Below are 15,450 nucleotides of genomic sequence, written 5' to 3'. Positions count from 1 at the left end.
CGAAGCAGGTTCGTTGGCATGGGCGCCTCAGGCTGGCCGCGCGGAACCTAACACAGCTTCAGTGGATCGGCACCAGCCCGGCAAGTTCGCGCATGTCGTCGAACAGGACGCCGCCGGCGCCGGCCAGGCCATCGCGGTCGGAATAGGGATCGCCATGATAGGAATAGACACGCATGCCGGCGGCAATGCCGGCCTGCGTGCCGGCAACGCTGTCCTCGATGACGATGCAGTCGGCCGGCGCAAAACCCATGGTCTTTGCCGCATGCAGGAACAGGTCCGGGAACGGCTTGCCGCGGCTGACCATGGTCGAAGAGAACATGGCATGCTCGAACAGCGGCAGCAGCCCGGTCTGGCCGAGCGTGATGTGCATCTTCGAGATACGCGCAGAAGTGGCGACGCAATAGGGAATGCCGGCCGCGCGAACCGCCTCGATGAAGTCGCGCACATAGGGGACCGCCTCGACGCCATGCGCAAACAGATCGGGCAGGCCGGCATTCCAGCGATCGACGAAATCGGCGCCGAGCCGCACCGTGGTCGTCTCTTCGATTTCCTTCTGCACCGAAGCCATGCTGCGGCCGGAAAAATATTTGCGGCAATATTCGAATGTGGTGGGATAACCGGCGGCAACAAACCACTCGGCAAGCCGCCGGTTGGCAAGGTTCTCGGTGTCGACCAGGATACCGTCGCAGTCGAAGATGACCAGTTTCGGTATGCTCATTCAGGCGGTGCCGGTCGATCCGAACCCGCCCGCGCCGCGCGTCGTGGCGCCGGCCAGCGAGCGCTCCTCAACCGTCACCTGCGTCACCGCGGCAAAGACGATCTGGGCAATGCGCATGCCGCGCGTCACCGCGAAATCCTCGTCGCCGAGGTTGACCAGCAGCACCTTAACCTCGCCGCGATAGTCGCTGTCGACCGTGCCTGGTGAATTGAGGACGGTCAGCCCATGCTTGAAGGCAAGGCCGGAGCGCGGCCGCACCTGGCCTTCCATTCCTTCGGGAATTTCCAGGATCAGACCGGTCGGCACCAAGGCGCGCTTGCCAGGCAGGATCAGCAGCGGCCGGTCTTCCGGCACCGCGGCGCGCAGATCCATGCCGGCGGCGCCGGTGCTTTCATAGGCGGGAAGGGGAAGTCCATCTCCATGCGGCAACCTGACGAAGCCGACAGTGGGACCAATGACGGAGGAATTTTGGAAGGCTGCGCGCATAAAATCGATCCTATCGGCGCGAACGGCGATTCGGTCAACGCGTCCGCAGGCCTATCAACGGCTTTCTTTCAGGCGTCAGTGTGACCTAGCGCAATTCCACCGGAACGACGGTCGTCTCCTTGATCTCCTCCATGACGAAGGAGGCCGAAACGTCCGACAGCGCCACCTTGGCGATCAGCCGCTGATAGAGCCGGTCATAGGCCTTCATGTCAGCGACGCGGGCGCGCAGCACGTAGTCGAGATCGCCGGACATCCGATAGACCCCGGTGATCTCAGGAAAACCGGTCACCGCCGCACGGAACTTCTGCAGCCAGCCCGGGTCATGATTGGAGGTGCGGATCAGGATGAACACCGAAAGTCCGAGCCCGAGCTTGTCGGCATCGACCAGCGCCACCCGTCCGGTGATGACGCCGTCCTCTTCCAGCCGCTTGACCCGGCGCCAGCAGGCGTTGCGCGACAGCGACACTTTTTCGGAGAGCTGATCGACCGACAGTGTGCCGTCGCGTTGCAGCTCGGCCAGCAATCTTCGGTCGATTTCATCAAATTCAAGCGCCATGTTGGGATGAATGTCCCGAACCACGGCGTTAGACAAGGACAAATTGAGACCGATGAACCTTTACCCCGTGGCAGGATACCCACATCGGGGCTTATCCCGGCAGGAGGGATCACCATGACGACGCTGTTTTCGAAGCTGTTCACCTCTCACCCGGCCAAGGTGGGCGAGACCTATTTCAGCCATATGGCCTTTGCCGCCTGGTTCTGCTCGCGCCTCCTGATGGCCGCTGGTGCGGCACTCGTTCACGCTTTCTTGCCGTTTCTCTTCGAAACTACGGCAAGCCGAATCGTTCGCGAACTCTATGAACGGACGCACAACAGAGGCTCGCACGCGGTCAAGGAGCCCCAGGCTCTCTTGGATCGCGCCTAGGATTGGTTAGAAGCGATGTGCCGATGGGCGGCCTATCTGGGTGAAGCGGTCTTCCTCGAAGACGTCGTCACCGCGCCTTGCCACTCGCTGATTGCCCAGAGCCATTGCGCCCAGGAAGCCAAGTCGCCGACCAATGGCGACGGTTTCGGCCTTGCCTGGTATGGCGACCGGCCCGAGCCCGGCCTCTACCGCGACATCCTGCCGGCCTGGTCGGATCCCAATCTGAAAAGCCTGTGCCGGCAGATCAAATCCGGCCTGTTCCTCGCCCATGTCAGGGCGTCGACCGGCGGCGCCACCAGCCGCATGAACTGCCATCCCTTCATCTCCGGCAGCTGGTCGTTCATGCACAACGGCCAGATCGGCGGCTTCGAAAAGATCCGCCGCGCGCTGGAGAACTCGCTCTGCGACGCCGTCTTCGACCAGCGCGAGGGCACCACCGATTCCGAATTGTTTTTCCTGCTGATGATCGACGAGGGTCTTGCTGGCGACCCGCAAGGGGCAGTATCGCGCGCCACCGCTCGCGTCATCGAGGCATCGCGCCGCGCCGGTCTGGAGCCAGCCTTGAAACTGACCGCAGCGTTCTCGGATGGGCAGGCGCTCTATGCCGTGCGCTACGCCAGCGACGCCCACGCGCCAACGCTCTACACCTCGCTCCGCAACGGCGGTCGTTGCATCGTGTCCGAACCCTTCGACCGCGAAGGCGGCGACTGGCAGGCGATCCCGCCGGCGAGTTTTGTCACGATCACTGGCGATGGGATGAGCATTCGGCCGTTCGTGCCGGCTGTGGCAAGGCTGGCACTGGTCGTCTAGGCCCTAGTCTAGGCCGCATTCCTTCGCGCCCCCCTCTGTCCTGCCGGACATCTCCCCCACGAGGGGGGAGATTGGAGGTCATGGCGGCCTTCGCCAATTTTCAACGCAGAAAAAGAGGCGCCGAAGCCAAAGCTGCCAATCTCCCCCAAAATGGGGGAGATGTCCGGCAGGACAGAGGGGGCGCCGTAGAGCGCCAACCTCAACCGACCGGCAAGCGCAATTTTGATCAAGCGCCGATGATCTCCGAATGCTGAACTTGGTTTTAAACCGCGATACGTTTGGCAGCAGCCGGAGCAACCATGGACCTCGTCTTCTCCTCAACCATAGATCTCGCCGCTGCAATCGCGGCGCGAAAGATCTCCGCCGTCGAAGCTCTGGACGCCCATCTGGTCCAAATCGACCGACACAACGAGGCCGTCAACGCCATCGTCAATCTCGACCGCGAAGGCGCCCGTGAGCGCGCTGAAAACGCCGACGTGGCATTGGCGCATGGCGATGCGCTCGGCCCGCTGCATGGCGTGCCCTTCACCCTGAAGGATACGCACGAAACGGCCGACATGGAGACCACGGTCGGTTTCCCGCCTTTCGCCAACCATACGGCAAAATCGGACAGCCCGGTCGTCTCCCGATTGAAAGCCGCAGGCGGCATCCTGATTGGAAAGACCAATGTCGCGACGATGCTGGGCGACTGGCAATCGGACAATCCGCTGTTCGGTCGCACCAGCAATCCGTGGAACCGATCGCGCACGTCAGGCGGGTCCAGCGGTGGCGCAGCGGCAGCGGTGGCGACCGGCATGACGCCGTTCGATGTCGGCACCGACATGCAGGATTCGATCCGCCTGCCGTCGGCTTTTTGCGGCGTCTACGGGTTGAAACCGACCGAGCACCGCGTGTCCCTGGCCGGCGCCTTCCCCGATCCGAACGGCGCGGCGCGTAGCGTGCGGCTGATGTCCTGCCTCGGCCCGCTGGCGCGCAGCGTGGAGGATCTTGCGCTGATCTACAAAATCATCGCCGGCCCGGACGGAGCAGACTCCGACCTCGCGCCGGTGCCCGTAGAGGCCATGCCCAGGCTCGACCTCAAGACATTGCGCATCGCCGTCGCGCCGTCCTTCCCCGGCTTTCCGGTGGCTGGCGAAATCGCTGTCGCCGCCGAAAGCCTGGCCAAGCGGTTGCAATCAGCAGGGGTGATTGTGGAAGAAGCGAACTTGCCTGAGATCGATCTGCATGACGATCTGGAGCAGGGCGGCGATCTGATCGGCATGATGCTGGAGGCAGCGCAGCCCGAACCGCCGGAGCAGCCAACGCCGATCACCAATTGGTTCGAGGCGCTCGCTCGCCGCGACCGCTCGATCCTGGCCTGGGACAGGTTCTTCGAGACCTGCGATGCCTTGCTGTGTCCGGTCGCCATGACCACGGCCTTCGCGCATTGTGAGCCCGGCACGCCGATCGAAGTCGACGGCAAGGAGCAAAGCTATTGGATGTTACCGGCCTATGGCGCGGTCTTCAATTATTCCGGCCATCCGGCACTCTCGCTGCCCTGCGGGCAAGACCGCGACGGCCTGCCCATCGGCCTGCAACTGGTCGGCAAGCGCTGGTCGGAATCGCGCCTGCTTGGCATCGGGAAGGCAATCGAAGCGCTGACCGGCGGCTTCAAGCGTCCGCCGGGCTACTGAGCAAACCGACCCAACCCATAAGGCCTCAGCAGCGGATCACGCTCGCCGTCGAGAATTTCGCGCGTGGCGAACAGCCCGACCGCCGGCGCCAGCGTTATGCCGGAATGCATGACAGCGACATAGAGGCCGCCGACGCCCTCGGCGCGGCCGATGATCGGAAAGCCGTCGATCGGCGTCGGCCGGTAGCCAACCGTGTGGAAATCGAATTCCAGTTCGTCGGCGCCGCGCAAGGCCGCCTTCATTGCTGCAAACAGCTCGCGCGCCGTGGCGTCGGGATTCTCACCGGGATCGCTCCCCGCGAAATCCGAGCCGGCGATGATGCGGCCCTCCGCCGTCTGGCGCATATGCAGCTTTTCGGCATGCACCAGCCCGTTGAGGAGCTTCTTGTAGGGCTGCGAGTGGACGATCAGACCGGGCGGCGTCTCGATCGGCAGCTTGATGCCGACGGTAGCGGCAATATCGGGCGCCCCGACACCGGCTGCGATCACCACCTCTTCGGCTGGCATCAGCCCATGCGATGTATCGACACCGGCAATCCTGCCATCGGTCTGGACAAGTGCGGTTACAGAACTGGAGAGAACGCGCGCACCTTGCCGTTCTGCGTCGGCCAGCAGCGCCTTGGCCGCTGCGACCGGTTCGGCCACGCCTTCTTCCGCGACATAGACAGCGAATTCCGGCGGCTCGACGAGATTGGGCTCGATTTGCGCTGCGCGCCCGGCGTCGACGCGTTCGATGCCGTAACCCCAGGAAGCGTGCTCAGCCGCGTAGGCTTCGAGCCTGTCGGCCGGCAGATCCCAGCACAGCCCGCCGCACCAGGCGAGCGGCAGGCCGGGCAGCTCGTTTGCCAGCCGCTTCCATTCGGCCATCGCACGGATGCGCAGCCGGAAATAGATTTCGGGATTGCCCCAGCTGGCGTTGATCCAGGCAAAGGAGTTTGGCGTGGCGACGCCGCCGGCACCACTATCGGAAATCACAGTCACCCGCGCCCCGGCCTTGGTCAGGTGCCAGGCGATGGACGCCCCGATAATGCCGGCGCCGATGACGATGACTTCCTTAGCGCGGATCATACCGGACCTCTCAGAATGGGCTCCTCTGATGCCACCGCAGCGGGTTAAGCTCAAGGACGGTCGAGGCCTGCCGGCCCGAAACTGTCGACAGGCCAGCAATGCGCTGCTAGAAGCCCGGGCCACAGGCAGGATTCCAGAAATTGGCTGAAGACATCGAACAGGCGGTATCGCGCCGCCGCACTTTCGCGATCATCGCCCACCCCGACGCCGGCAAGACGACGCTCACCGAAAAGCTGCTGCTGTTCGGCGGCGCCATCCAGCTTGCAGGCGAGGTCAAGGCCAAGAAGGATCGCATCCAGACCCGGTCCGACTGGATGAAGATCGAGCGCGAGCGCGGCATTTCGGTCGTCACCTCGGTGATGACCTTCGAATATGAGGACAATGTCTTCAACCTGCTCGACACGCCCGGTCACGAGGATTTCGCCGACGACACCTACCGTACGCTCTCGGCGGTCGACTCGGCCGTCATGGTCATCGACGCCGCCAAGGGCATCGAGCCGCGCACGCTGAAACTGTTCGAGGTCTGCCGGCTGCGCGATATCCCCATCATCACCTTCATCAACAAGATGGACCGCGAAAGCCGCGACCCCTTCGAGATTTTGGACGAGATCGAGCAGAAGCTGGCGCTGGACACTGCCCCCATCACCTGGCCGATCGGCCGCGGCAAGACTTTTGCCGGCACCTACCACCTGGCGCTCAACGCTGTGCGCAGGGGCGATGCAGAGAAAGACCGCACGCCGGTCAACGGCCCCGACTCCAACCGCGTCGCCGGCCTGCTGCCGGAAAACGAGCGCGAAGCCTTCATCGAGGAGCTGGAACTCGCGCGCGAGGCCTGCCGACCTCTTGATATTGACGCGTTCCGTGAGGGCCATCTGACGCCGGTCTATTTCGGCTCGGCGCTGCGCAATTACGGCGTGCGCGACCTGATCGAGGCGCTTGGCGCCTTCGGCCCGCCGCCACGTGCGCAGGAGGCAGACACCCGCAAGGTCGAGGCGACGGAGGAGAAGATGACGTCCTTCGTGTTCAAGATCCAGGCCAATATGGACCCCAACCATCGCGACCGCATCGCCTTCGTGCGCGTCTGTTCGGGCAAGCTCGAGCGCGGCATGAAGGCCAAGCTGGTGCGCACCGGCAAGCCGATGAGCCTGTCGGCGCCGCAGTTCTTCTTTGCCCGCACCCGCGTCACCGCCGACGAAGCGTTTGCCGGCGATGTCGTCGGCATTCCCAACCACGGCACGCTGCGTATCGGCGATACGCTGACCGAAGGCGAGGAGATACTGTTCCGCGGCGTACCTAACTTCGCGCCGGAAATCCTGCGCCGTGTGCGCCTCGGCGACGCGATGAAGGCGAAAAAACTCAAGGAAGCGCTGCACCAGATGGCCGAGGAAGGCGTCGTGCAGCTGTTTTCGCCGGAAGACGGCTCGCCGGCCATCGTCGGCGTTGTCGGCGCGTTGCAGCTCGACGTTTTGAAGGAGCGGCTGAATTTCGAATACACGCTGCCGGTCGAATTCGAAATGTCGCGCTTTTCGGTCTGCCGCTGGATCTCTGCCGACGACAAGGCCGAAACGCTTCGCTTCATCGAAGCGCATCGCGGCGACATCGCCCGCGACCTCGACAACGACCCTGTGTTTCTGGCCCAGCACGCCTTCTCGCTGAACTACGAAGCCGAACGGTGGAAGGCGATCCGCTTCGCAACCGTCAAGGACTACCAGGTCCGCGACAAGGCGGCGTAAGGCGCCCCTTTTCCTTCTGCCCGTTTACGCGGAGAAGGTTGCCCGAAGGGCGGATGAGGGGCAGCGCCGACGTTGAAGGGTCAATTGGCTCCAACCCGCGCCGGCCCTTCGCATGGCTCACGGCGTTCGAAGCTCGAAAGGCAAGCAATTGGCTTTTCGTCCCCTACGCGGACCCCTTCTCACCCCTCCGCAGCTTCCTCGATCTTGGCAATATCGATCTTGCTCATCTGCATCATCGCCGACATCACCCGCCCGGCCTTGGCCCGGTCCGGATCCAGAAGCAGGCGCGGCAGTTGCTCCGGCACGACTTGCCAGGAGACGCCGAACTTGTCCTTCAGCCAGCTGCATTGCGACGGTTCGCCGCCGCCTTCGATGAGCTTGTCCCAGAAATAGTCGACCTCTTCCTGCGTCTTGCAGTCGATCGACTGTGACATCGCCTCGTTGAACTTGAATTGCGGTCCGCCGTTCAGCGCCTGGAACTGCACGCCGTCGAGTTCGAACGTGGTTACCAGCGCCTTGCCGGCATCGGTATGGCCTTCGGGCCAACGCAGCACGCTCAGTACCTTCGAGTTCTTGAAGATGGAAACGTAGAAATTCATCGCCTCTTCGGCCTGGCCGTCGAACCACAGGCAGGTGGTGATCTTTTGCATGTCATGCTCCTCGGGTGTTTGGTTGCGGTTACAGGTGAAGCGGCTGACTTATAGAAATGGTGCCATTCCCTTGCCGTCGTCCCAAGGACGGATGCCGGGCTAGCGATCCGACACTGGCCGGCAATCTTTTTCGAAACCCTGATTTCAGCGAGACTCTGGCGCATTGCAAAAATGTGGCCAGACCATACTTGCCGGTCTATAAACCCTGCGATCCAAATCCAGCGCCGCCACGCTCCGCGTTGAGCGCAGCCAGCCAGCCAAGGAAAATTCATGCCTGCCTATCGCTCCCGCACCACCACCCACGGCCGCAACATGGCCGGCGCCCGCGGCCTGTGGCGCGCCACCGGCATGAAGGACTCGGATTTCGGCAAGCCGATCATCGCGGTGGTCAATTCCTTCACCCAGTTCGTGCCGGGTCATGTCCATCTGAAGGACCTTGGCCAGCTGGTGGCGCGCGAGATCGAGAAGGCCGGCGGCGTCGCCAAGGAATTCAACACCATCGCCGTCGATGACGGCATCGCCATGGGCCATGACGGCATGCTCTATTCGCTGCCGTCGCGCGAGCTGATCGCGGACTCGGTCGAATACATGGTCAACGCGCATTGCGCCGATGCCATGGTCTGCATCTCCAATTGCGACAAGATCACGCCCGGCATGCTGATGGCCTCCTTGCGCCTCAATATCCCAAGCGTCTTCGTCTCCGGGGGGCCGATGGAAGCCGGCAAGGTGGTGCTCGCCGGCAAGACACAGGCGCTCGACCTGGTCGACGCCATGGTTGCCGCCGCCGACGACAAGATCTCCGACGAGGACGTCAAGGTCATCGAACGCTCGGCCTGCCCGACCTGCGGCTCGTGCTCCGGCATGTTCACCGCCAATTCGATGAATTGCCTGACCGAGGCGCTCGGCCTGTCGCTACCCGGCAACGGCTCGACCCTGGCAACCCACGCCGACCGCAAGCGGCTGTTCGTCGAGGCCGGCCATCTCATCGTCGATCTCGCCCAGCGCTACTACGAGCAGGATGATGAGTCCGCACTGCCGCGCAGCATCGCCTCCAAGGGCGCCTTCGAGAACGCCATGACGCTCGACATCGCCATGGGAGGCTCGACCAACACCGTGCTGCATATCCTGGCCGCCGCGCACGAGGGCGAAGTCGACTTCACCATGGAAGACATCGACCGGCTGTCACGGCGGGTTCCGGTGCTATGCAAGGTCGCACCGGCCAAGTCCGACGTGCATATGGAAGACGTCCACCGCGCCGGCGGCATCATGGCCATCCTTGGCCAGCTCGACAATGCCGGGCTGCTCAATCGCGACCTGCCCACGGTGCATACGGCGAGCCTCGGCGAAGCGCTCGACCACTGGGACATCTCCCGCACCTCGAGCCAGAGCGTCCGCGACTTCTTTCTCGCCGCTCCGGGGGGCGTGCCGACGCAGGTCGCCTTCAGCCAGGACCGCCGCTGGGACGAGCTCGATCTCGACCGCGAGAAGGGCGTCATCCGCTCAGCCAAGACGCCGTTCTCGAAAGACGGCGGCCTCGCCGTGCTGAAAGGCAATCTGGCGCTCGACGGCTGCATCGTGAAGACCGCGGGCGTCGATGAATCGATCCTGAAGTTCACCGGCTCGGCCCGCGTGTTCGAAAGCCAGGACGCCTCCGTCAAGGCGATCCTGTCCAACGAGATCAAGGCCGGCGATGTTGTCGTCATCCGCTATGAAGGACCGCGCGGCGGTCCCGGCATGCAGGAAATGCTCTATCCCACGAGCTATCTGAAGTCGAAAGGCCTCGGCAAAGCCTGCGCGCTGGTCACCGACGGCCGCTTCTCCGGCGGCACATCAGGCCTGTCGATCGGCCATACCTCACCGGAGGCGGCCGAAGGCGGATTGATCGGGCTGGTGCAAGAGGGCGACACGATCGAGATCGACATCCCCAACCGCACCATACGTCTGGCGGTCAGTGACGCCGAGCTAGATGCGCGCCGCGCGGCCATGGAGGCAAAGGGCGCCATGGCCTGGAAGCCCGAGGAAAAGCGCAAGCGCAAGGTGACGACCGCGCTGCGCGCTTACGCCGCCTTCGCCACCAGCGCCGACAAGGGCGCGGTGAGGCACGTTCCGGAGTGAGGGGTGCGGCGCCGACCCCCACCCCGCTGCTGCGCAGCGACCCTCCCCACAAGGGGGAGGGTAAAGCTCACGGCATCAGCTGATATTCGTAAAGCTTCTGATACAGCCCGCCCTGGTTGAGCAGCGTGCGATGCGCGCCGCTTTCCACCACCTTGCCGGCCTCCAGCACCACGATCGTGTCGGCCTGGTGCACGGTCGACAGCCGGTGGGCAATGACGATGGTGGTGCGCCCGACCGTCAGCTGCTGCAGCGCGTCGCGGAAAAGCGCCTCGGATTCGGCGTCGAGCGCGCTGGTCGCCTCGTCCAGAAGCAGGATTTCGGCATTGCGCAGCATGGCGCGTGCGATCGAGATGCGCTGGCGCTGGCCGCCTGACAGCAGCGCGCCATTCTCGCCGACATCCGTGTCGTAGCCTTTCGCCTGGGCGCTGATGAAGTCATGTGCATTGGCGGCCCTTGCGGCGGCCATTACTTCTTCGTCGGTGGCGCCCTCGCGCCCGAGCCTGATGTTGTGCATGATCGTGCCGGCAAACAGGAACGTGTCCTGGCTGACATACGCGATCTTTTCCCTGACCGAGGTGAGCGTGGCACAAGAAATGTCCTGGCCATCGAACATCACCTTGCCGACCTGCGGGTCGTACATGCGCATGATCAGGTTGAGGATGGTCGACTTGCCGCTGCCCGAGGGTCCGACCAGCGCCGTCATCTTGCCGGCGGCAAGCGTCAGGTCCAGTCCCTCGAACACCGGCGCGCTTTCGGGGTACGCGAAGCTGACATTGTCGAAATGGATCTCGCCCGGCCCGGCCCGCAGCGGCTTTGCATCCGGCTTTTCGGCCAGCGTCAGCGGCCGGTCGGCGAGCTGGAACATCATGCGCACGCCGACAATGCCGGTTTCAAGCGAGATGCGTACGCGGGCCAGGCGCTTGGCCGGCTCATAGGCCAACAGCAGCGCCGCGATGAAGGCCATGATGTTGCCCGGCATCTGACCGCCGCCGCCCAGAACCAGGAAGCCGCTGACAAAAACGGCGCCAGCGATGGCCAGCCCCGCAAGCGTTTCCATAACCGGGCTGGTGGCGGCCTCCAGCGTGGCGATGTTGTTGGCGCGGCTCTCCACGTCCGACACGGCCTTGTACATGCGCTTGCGCATGGCGCCTTCGAGACCGAAGGATTTGACGACGCGCACGCCGATCGCCGTTTCCTGCATCACCTGCACGATCTGGCCGAGCGAACGGAATTCTTGCGAGGCAATTTTTCGGACGCGCTTCAGGATACGATTGACGCCGTAAATGGCGATCGGCCCGATCACCAGACAGATGAGGGACAGCGCCGGCTGCTGCCAGACCATCACCCCCACCAGCGCAGCCAGCGTCACCAGATCGCGAACATAGGACGTGACGATTTGGTCGAGCACGCTGCGCGCGGCCTGGGCATTGTTCGTCATGCGCGAAATCAGTTCGGACGAAGAGGTCGAATGATAGAATTCGATGCCTTGTGCCAGAATGCTGTCATAGATCTTGCGCTGCCGGTCGGCGATGATGGCATTGCCGACCCTGCTCATGAAGTAGGCCTGGATGAAGTTTGCGAAGCCCTTGAGAATGAAGATCGCTCCGGTCGCCGCCGCGATCAGATTGACCTGCCCAATCCGCTTGTAAACCACGAATTCATTGGTGATTTCGCGCAGCATATAGGCGCTGGCTGCTGTCGTTGCCGCCACCACCAGCATCGACAGAATGGCCGCAGCGTAGCCAAATCTATGCGCGTGAAAGGATTCCCGCAAAAGCCTTGCGATAAGGCGCTGGTTTTCCGTCGAACGGAAGAAGCGAAACAAATGGCAGATCCCATGCCTGACTGACGAATTTCGGATTCGCCACCGGGGCGAAAGGCGGCTTATAGAGCGAGTTGTGGCTGGATGGAACCTTTCGCTTCGGCGAAGGCAAACGGCTGCGGCAAGGTGTCTTTTACGCCACGATTACGGCGTTCGAGCTTCAGGGAGATGACGGCAGATGGATTTCGACCTTGTTGTGCGCGGCGGAACGCTGCCCGACGGCACCGTCGCCGATCTCGGCATCATCGGCGAGACGATCGTCGCCATAGAGCCCGAACTGCATGTCAGCGCCGGCACGTCGATCGACGCCCGTGGCAATCTGATCTCGCCGCCCTTCGTCGATCCGCATTTCCATATGGATGCGACGCTGTCCTACGGCATTCCACGCATCAACGCTTCGGGTACGCTGCTGGAGGGCATTTCGCTATGGGGCGAGCTGAAGCCGCTCCTGACGCATGACGCGGTTCACGAGCGGGCGCTCGCCTATTGCGACTGGGCGGTCTCGATGGGCCTGCTCGCCATCCGCACCCATGTCGATGTCTGCGACGACCGGTTGCTGGCGGTCGAGGCGCTGCTCGACGTCAAGAAGATTGTCGCGCCCTATATCGATCTGCAACTGGTCGCTTTCCCGCAGGATGGCTTTTACCGTTCGCCGACGGCGCGCCAGAACACGCTGCGCGCGCTCGACATGGGCGTCGACATCGTCGGCGGCATCCCGCATTTCGAACGCACCATGGCCGACGGCACGCGCTCGGTGACCGAATTGTGCGAAATCGCGGCTAAGCGCGGGCTGATGGTCGACCTGCATTGCGACGAGACCGACGATCCGCTGTCGCGCCACATCGAGCAGCTTGCCTATGAGACGCAGCGCCTTGGCCTGCAGGGCAAGGTGGCCGGCTCGCACCTCACCTCGATGCACTCGATGGACAATTATTACGTCTCCAAGCTGCTGCCGCTGATCGCCGAGGCCGGTGTCTCGGCGATCCCCAATCCGTTGATCAACATCATGCTGCAGGGCCGCCACGACACGTTTCCCAAACGCCGCGGGATGACCCGGGTCAAGGAGATGCTGGCGCTCGGCATCCGGGTCGGTTGGGGCCAGGATTGCGTTCTCGACCCCTGGTATTCGCTGGGCACCGCCGACATGCTCGACGTCGCCTTCATGGGGCTTCACGTCGCTCAGATGTCGAGCCCTGCCGACATGGCACGCTGCTTCGACATGGTCACCAACGTCAACGCCGCCATCATGGGCCTCGATCATCTCGGCCTTGCCGTGGGCAAGCGCGCCAGCTTCGTTATCCTCGATGCCGGCAACCCGATCGAAGCCTTGAGGTTACGTGCCGAACGGCTGTGCGTCGTCGCCAGGGGCAAGGTGGTGGCCGAGCGCACGAAACAGGAGACACGGCTGTCGATCGCCGGCCGTCCCGGACAGGTGAACCGGCGGCACAAAACTGCGTAGAAACAGCCGATTTCCGCCGCTGGTCTTACCGATTTGCCTCGTCAAAGCGACCGCTTGCAGCTAGGGAGCCGCATGGCCCAGTCGCTCGTCCGCACCTTTACCATCAGGAACGTGCTTTTGGCCGGCATCCTTTTGATGCTGGCCGGCGACTTTATGTTCGCGCTGAACGACGCGATGGGCAAATGGCTGGTCGCCAGCTTCTCGGTCGGTCAGGTGGTGCTGATCCGATCGATCGGCGCCTTCATCGTGCTCGGCCCGATGATCGCCAACCAGGGCGCCGGCAGACTGTTCCGGATGGAGCGGCCGGTCCTCCAGATTCTGCGCGTGCTGGCGACCACGGTGGACACAGCCTTGTTTTACGCGGCCGTCGTCTATCTGCCGCTGGCCGATGTGATGAGCTTCTACATGGCCGGGCCGATCTATGTGGCGGCGCTGTCGCATTTCCTGCTCGGCGAAAAGGTCGGCTGGCGCCGCTGGGCCGCCATCCTGGTCGGCTTCTGCGGCGTGCTGATCATCTTGAAACCCTCTTCGGCGGCGTTCTCGCAGTCCTCGCTGTTCGCGCTGGTCGGCAGCATTGCCTTCGCCTTCGCCATCATCCTCAGCCGCCGCCTGCGCGGCACCAGCGACACAACGCTGGTCACCTGGCAGACTATCGGCACGCTGCTGGTCGGCGGCGTGATGACCATAGGCGCCTGGCAGACGCCCTCGGCACTCGATTTCGGCGCCATGCTCCTGCTCGGCATCGTCTCCTGCAGCGCGCATCTGATGATTACTAGGGCGCTGAAACTGGCCCCTGCCTCGACGCTGGCGCCGCTGCACTACAGCCTGCTTCTATGGGCGGTGATCTTCGGCCTGGCCTTCTTCGGCGACGTGCCGGGACCGCGCATCCTGATCGGCTCGGCCATCGTCGTGCTCGCCGGCCTGTTCATCTTCCACCGCCAGAAGGTGGTCGAAACAGTCGTGCCGCCGGAGAACGTGCCGAAAGGCGTGAATTGACCTAACCTTGGCGCACCGCCGCCAGATGCCGTGAAAACTCAGGCGTTTCCATCAGCGCCTTGCAACGGGCGAAGCGGCCGTCGGCATAGGCGCGGAAATCCTCGACCGGGTTGTTGTTGGCAAGCTGGATAAGGCCCCAGAGCGTCCACAACAGGTCGCACATCGCCTTGTAGGTGACGACGCGGCCGCGCTCGGCCGGTTTTGCCTCGCCGCCGAAATAGGCGCGCATCATCTCTTCCTCCTGCGCGGTGTCGAACCGGCCTTCGACCGAGAGGTCGCCGAGGTCCCAGAGCGGGTCGTTCATCCCCGAATATTCCCAGTCGACGATCCACATCCGCTCGCCCGTATCGAGAAAATTCTCGCACAGTGGATCGCAATGGCAGGCCGCAAGCGGCAGTCTATGCGCGGCAAGGGACGCACGCACGGTGTCGGATTCGCGCACCACGTCGTGGTAGCCCGGCGGCAAGGCGACTTCCTTGGTCGATAAGACCTTGAGATAGTCGTCGATCATCGCAAACAGCTCGAAGCGGAACGGAAATACCGCACCGGACGTGTGCAGCTTGCGGAAGGCTTCGCCGGCGCGGGCCGGGCTGCCGGCGCGCAGCTTGAACTTTTCCGGCGACATCGTCACGGCGCCGGCAACGAAGCGGCTCGCCAGCACGCCTGTCGCGGGGTCGACATGCAGCACTTCGGGGCTGACGCCCGCTTTGGCCGCCTCACGCGCCGCCACCGCTTCATTGGCGCGGTTGATATACTCCTCGGTGCCTTTGCCGGGGATACGCAGGCAGATATCGCCGGCCCGAAAGACGAGATTGGTCATCCCGCCCAGCCGCTCCAGCGGTCCGTCGTAGCCCGCTAATGCCGGAATTGCCGCAAGTGTTGCGCGTGCCTCGTCGGTCCCCATGCCTGTTGCCCTTGGCGTGTTATTTCTTGCGACAACGGTTCCACAGTTTTCGCCGTTTGGCTATCATCCGATCGAGGGTGAGCAGCGAGCTG

At 63.5% G+C, this 15,450-nt stretch carries 15 protein-coding genes; 8 read left to right on the top strand and 7 right to left on the bottom strand.

Annotation, left to right across the window (positions count from 1 at the left end):
- Positions 1-58: 58 nt before the first annotated feature.
- The 3 genes from NKI10_RS05115 to NKI10_RS05105 form a co-directional block, all read right to left on the bottom strand.
- Positions 59-718, bottom strand: a complete 660-nt coding sequence (locus NKI10_RS05115) for an HAD family hydrolase (protein ID WP_352858963.1) — start codon at positions 716-718, stop codon at positions 59-61.
- Positions 719-1,204, bottom strand: a complete 486-nt coding sequence (gene dut / locus NKI10_RS05110; protein ID WP_023698959.1) for a dUTP diphosphatase — start codon at positions 1,202-1,204, stop codon at positions 719-721. It lies immediately after the preceding gene.
- Between the two features lie 85 nt (positions 1,205-1,289).
- On the bottom strand, positions 1,290-1,760 hold the full coding sequence (locus NKI10_RS05105) for an Lrp/AsnC family transcriptional regulator (RefSeq protein WP_352858960.1): 471 nt from the start codon (positions 1,758-1,760) through the stop codon (positions 1,290-1,292).
- 114 nt (positions 1,761-1,874) lie between these two features.
- Between NKI10_RS05105 and NKI10_RS05100 the strand changes: the two genes are divergently transcribed.
- The 4 genes from NKI10_RS05100 to NKI10_RS05085 all read left to right on the top strand — a co-directional run bounded on the left by NKI10_RS05100 (position 1,875) and on the right by NKI10_RS05085 (position 4,612).
- Entirely contained in the window at positions 1,875-2,129 is a 255-nt protein-coding gene (locus tag NKI10_RS05100; protein ID WP_023685117.1) for a DUF6356 family protein, read from the top strand.
- Positions 2,130-2,144: 15 nt separating this feature from the next.
- Entirely contained in the window at positions 2,145-2,939 is a 795-nt protein-coding gene (locus NKI10_RS05095) for a class II glutamine amidotransferase (RefSeq protein WP_352858959.1), read from the top strand.
- 80 nt (positions 2,940-3,019) lie between these two features.
- Positions 3,020-3,193: a hypothetical protein gene (locus NKI10_RS05090; protein WP_352858957.1), complete on the top strand. Its 174-nt coding sequence runs from the start codon at positions 3,020-3,022 to the stop codon at positions 3,191-3,193.
- Positions 3,194-3,238: 45 nt separating this feature from the next.
- Positions 3,239-4,612: an amidase gene (locus tag NKI10_RS05085; RefSeq protein ID WP_352858955.1), complete on the top strand. Its 1,374-nt coding sequence runs from the start codon at positions 3,239-3,241 to the stop codon at positions 4,610-4,612.
- Here NKI10_RS05085 and NKI10_RS05080 read toward each other — a convergent pair.
- Entirely contained in the window at positions 4,606-5,679 is a 1,074-nt protein-coding gene (locus tag NKI10_RS05080) for an NAD(P)/FAD-dependent oxidoreductase (RefSeq protein WP_352858953.1), read from the bottom strand. The genes NKI10_RS05085 and NKI10_RS05080 overlap by 7 nt on opposite strands.
- 140 nt (positions 5,680-5,819) lie before the next feature.
- Here NKI10_RS05080 and NKI10_RS05075 point away from each other — a divergent pair, with 140 nt between their 5' ends.
- The gene (locus NKI10_RS05075) at positions 5,820-7,412 is read left to right on the top strand and encodes a peptide chain release factor 3 (RefSeq protein WP_023755673.1); all 1,593 of its coding nucleotides are present in this window, start codon (positions 5,820-5,822) and stop codon (positions 7,410-7,412) included.
- 179 nt (positions 7,413-7,591) lie between these two features.
- On the opposite strand, the gene NKI10_RS05070 is transcribed toward NKI10_RS05075, so the two are convergent.
- Complete coding sequence (locus tag NKI10_RS05070; protein ID WP_023743207.1) at positions 7,592-8,062, bottom strand: VOC family protein; 471 nt, start codon at positions 8,060-8,062, stop codon at positions 7,592-7,594.
- A gap of 270 nt (positions 8,063-8,332) precedes the next feature.
- Here NKI10_RS05070 and ilvD point away from each other — a divergent pair, with 270 nt between their 5' ends.
- Positions 8,333-10,177, top strand: a complete 1,845-nt coding sequence (gene ilvD / locus NKI10_RS05065) for a dihydroxy-acid dehydratase (RefSeq protein ID WP_352858951.1) — start codon at positions 8,333-8,335, stop codon at positions 10,175-10,177.
- A gap of 67 nt (positions 10,178-10,244) precedes the next feature.
- On the opposite strand, the gene NKI10_RS05060 is transcribed toward ilvD, so the two are convergent.
- A complete protein-coding gene (locus NKI10_RS05060; protein WP_352811522.1) occupies positions 10,245-12,002 on the bottom strand; it encodes an ABC transporter ATP-binding protein in 1,758 nt (585 codons plus the stop codon).
- Between the two features lie 175 nt (positions 12,003-12,177).
- On the opposite strand from NKI10_RS05060, the gene NKI10_RS05055 reads away from it, so the two are divergent.
- Positions 12,178-13,458: an amidohydrolase family protein gene (locus NKI10_RS05055; protein ID WP_352858949.1), complete on the top strand. Its 1,281-nt coding sequence runs from the start codon at positions 12,178-12,180 to the stop codon at positions 13,456-13,458.
- A gap of 72 nt (positions 13,459-13,530) precedes the next feature.
- Entirely contained in the window at positions 13,531-14,454 is a 924-nt protein-coding gene (locus NKI10_RS05050) for a DMT family transporter (protein ID WP_352496895.1), read from the top strand.
- Between the two features lies 1 nt (position 14,455).
- Here NKI10_RS05050 and NKI10_RS05045 read toward each other — a convergent pair whose 3' ends face one another.
- Positions 14,456-15,358: a phosphotransferase gene (locus NKI10_RS05045; RefSeq protein WP_352858947.1), complete on the bottom strand. Its 903-nt coding sequence runs from the start codon at positions 15,356-15,358 to the stop codon at positions 14,456-14,458.
- Positions 15,359-15,450 lie beyond the last annotated feature (92 nt).

The organism is Mesorhizobium sp. M0802, from assembly GCF_040320115.1.
GTDB lineage: Bacteria > Pseudomonadota > Alphaproteobacteria > Rhizobiales > Rhizobiaceae > Mesorhizobium.
The sequence above is the reverse complement of the archived record's forward strand: the minus strand, read 5'-3'. Positions and strand labels throughout refer to the sequence as shown.

Coding starts and splice junctions, on each gene's coding strand:
- NKI10_RS05095 (WP_352858959.1), top strand. CDS start 2,145: ATGTGCCGATGGGCGGCCTATCTGGGTGAAGCGGTCTTCCTCGAAGAC.
- NKI10_RS05055 (WP_352858949.1), top strand. CDS start 12,178: ATGGATTTCGACCTTGTTGTGCGCGGCGGAACGCTGCCCGACGGCACC.
- NKI10_RS05045 (WP_352858947.1), bottom strand. CDS start 15,358: ATGGGGACCGACGAGGCACGCGCAACACTTGCGGCAATTCCGGCATTA.
- NKI10_RS05070 (WP_023743207.1), bottom strand. CDS start 8,062: ATGCAAAAGATCACCACCTGCCTGTGGTTCGACGGCCAGGCCGAAGAG.
- NKI10_RS05100 (WP_023685117.1), top strand. CDS start 1,875: ATGACGACGCTGTTTTCGAAGCTGTTCACCTCTCACCCGGCCAAGGTG.
- dut (WP_023698959.1), bottom strand. CDS start 1,204: ATGCGCGCAGCCTTCCAAAATTCCTCCGTCATTGGTCCCACTGTCGGC.
- NKI10_RS05115 (WP_352858963.1), bottom strand. CDS start 718: ATGAGCATACCGAAACTGGTCATCTTCGACTGCGACGGTATCCTGGTC.
- ilvD (WP_352858951.1), top strand. CDS start 8,333: ATGCCTGCCTATCGCTCCCGCACCACCACCCACGGCCGCAACATGGCC.
- NKI10_RS05050 (WP_352496895.1), top strand. CDS start 13,531: ATGGCCCAGTCGCTCGTCCGCACCTTTACCATCAGGAACGTGCTTTTG.
- NKI10_RS05080 (WP_352858953.1), bottom strand. CDS start 5,679: ATGATCCGCGCTAAGGAAGTCATCGTCATCGGCGCCGGCATTATCGGG.
- NKI10_RS05105 (WP_352858960.1), bottom strand. CDS start 1,760: ATGGCGCTTGAATTTGATGAAATCGACCGAAGATTGCTGGCCGAGCTG.
- NKI10_RS05085 (WP_352858955.1), top strand. CDS start 3,239: ATGGACCTCGTCTTCTCCTCAACCATAGATCTCGCCGCTGCAATCGCG.
- NKI10_RS05090 (WP_352858957.1), top strand. CDS start 3,020: ATGGCGGCCTTCGCCAATTTTCAACGCAGAAAAAGAGGCGCCGAAGCC.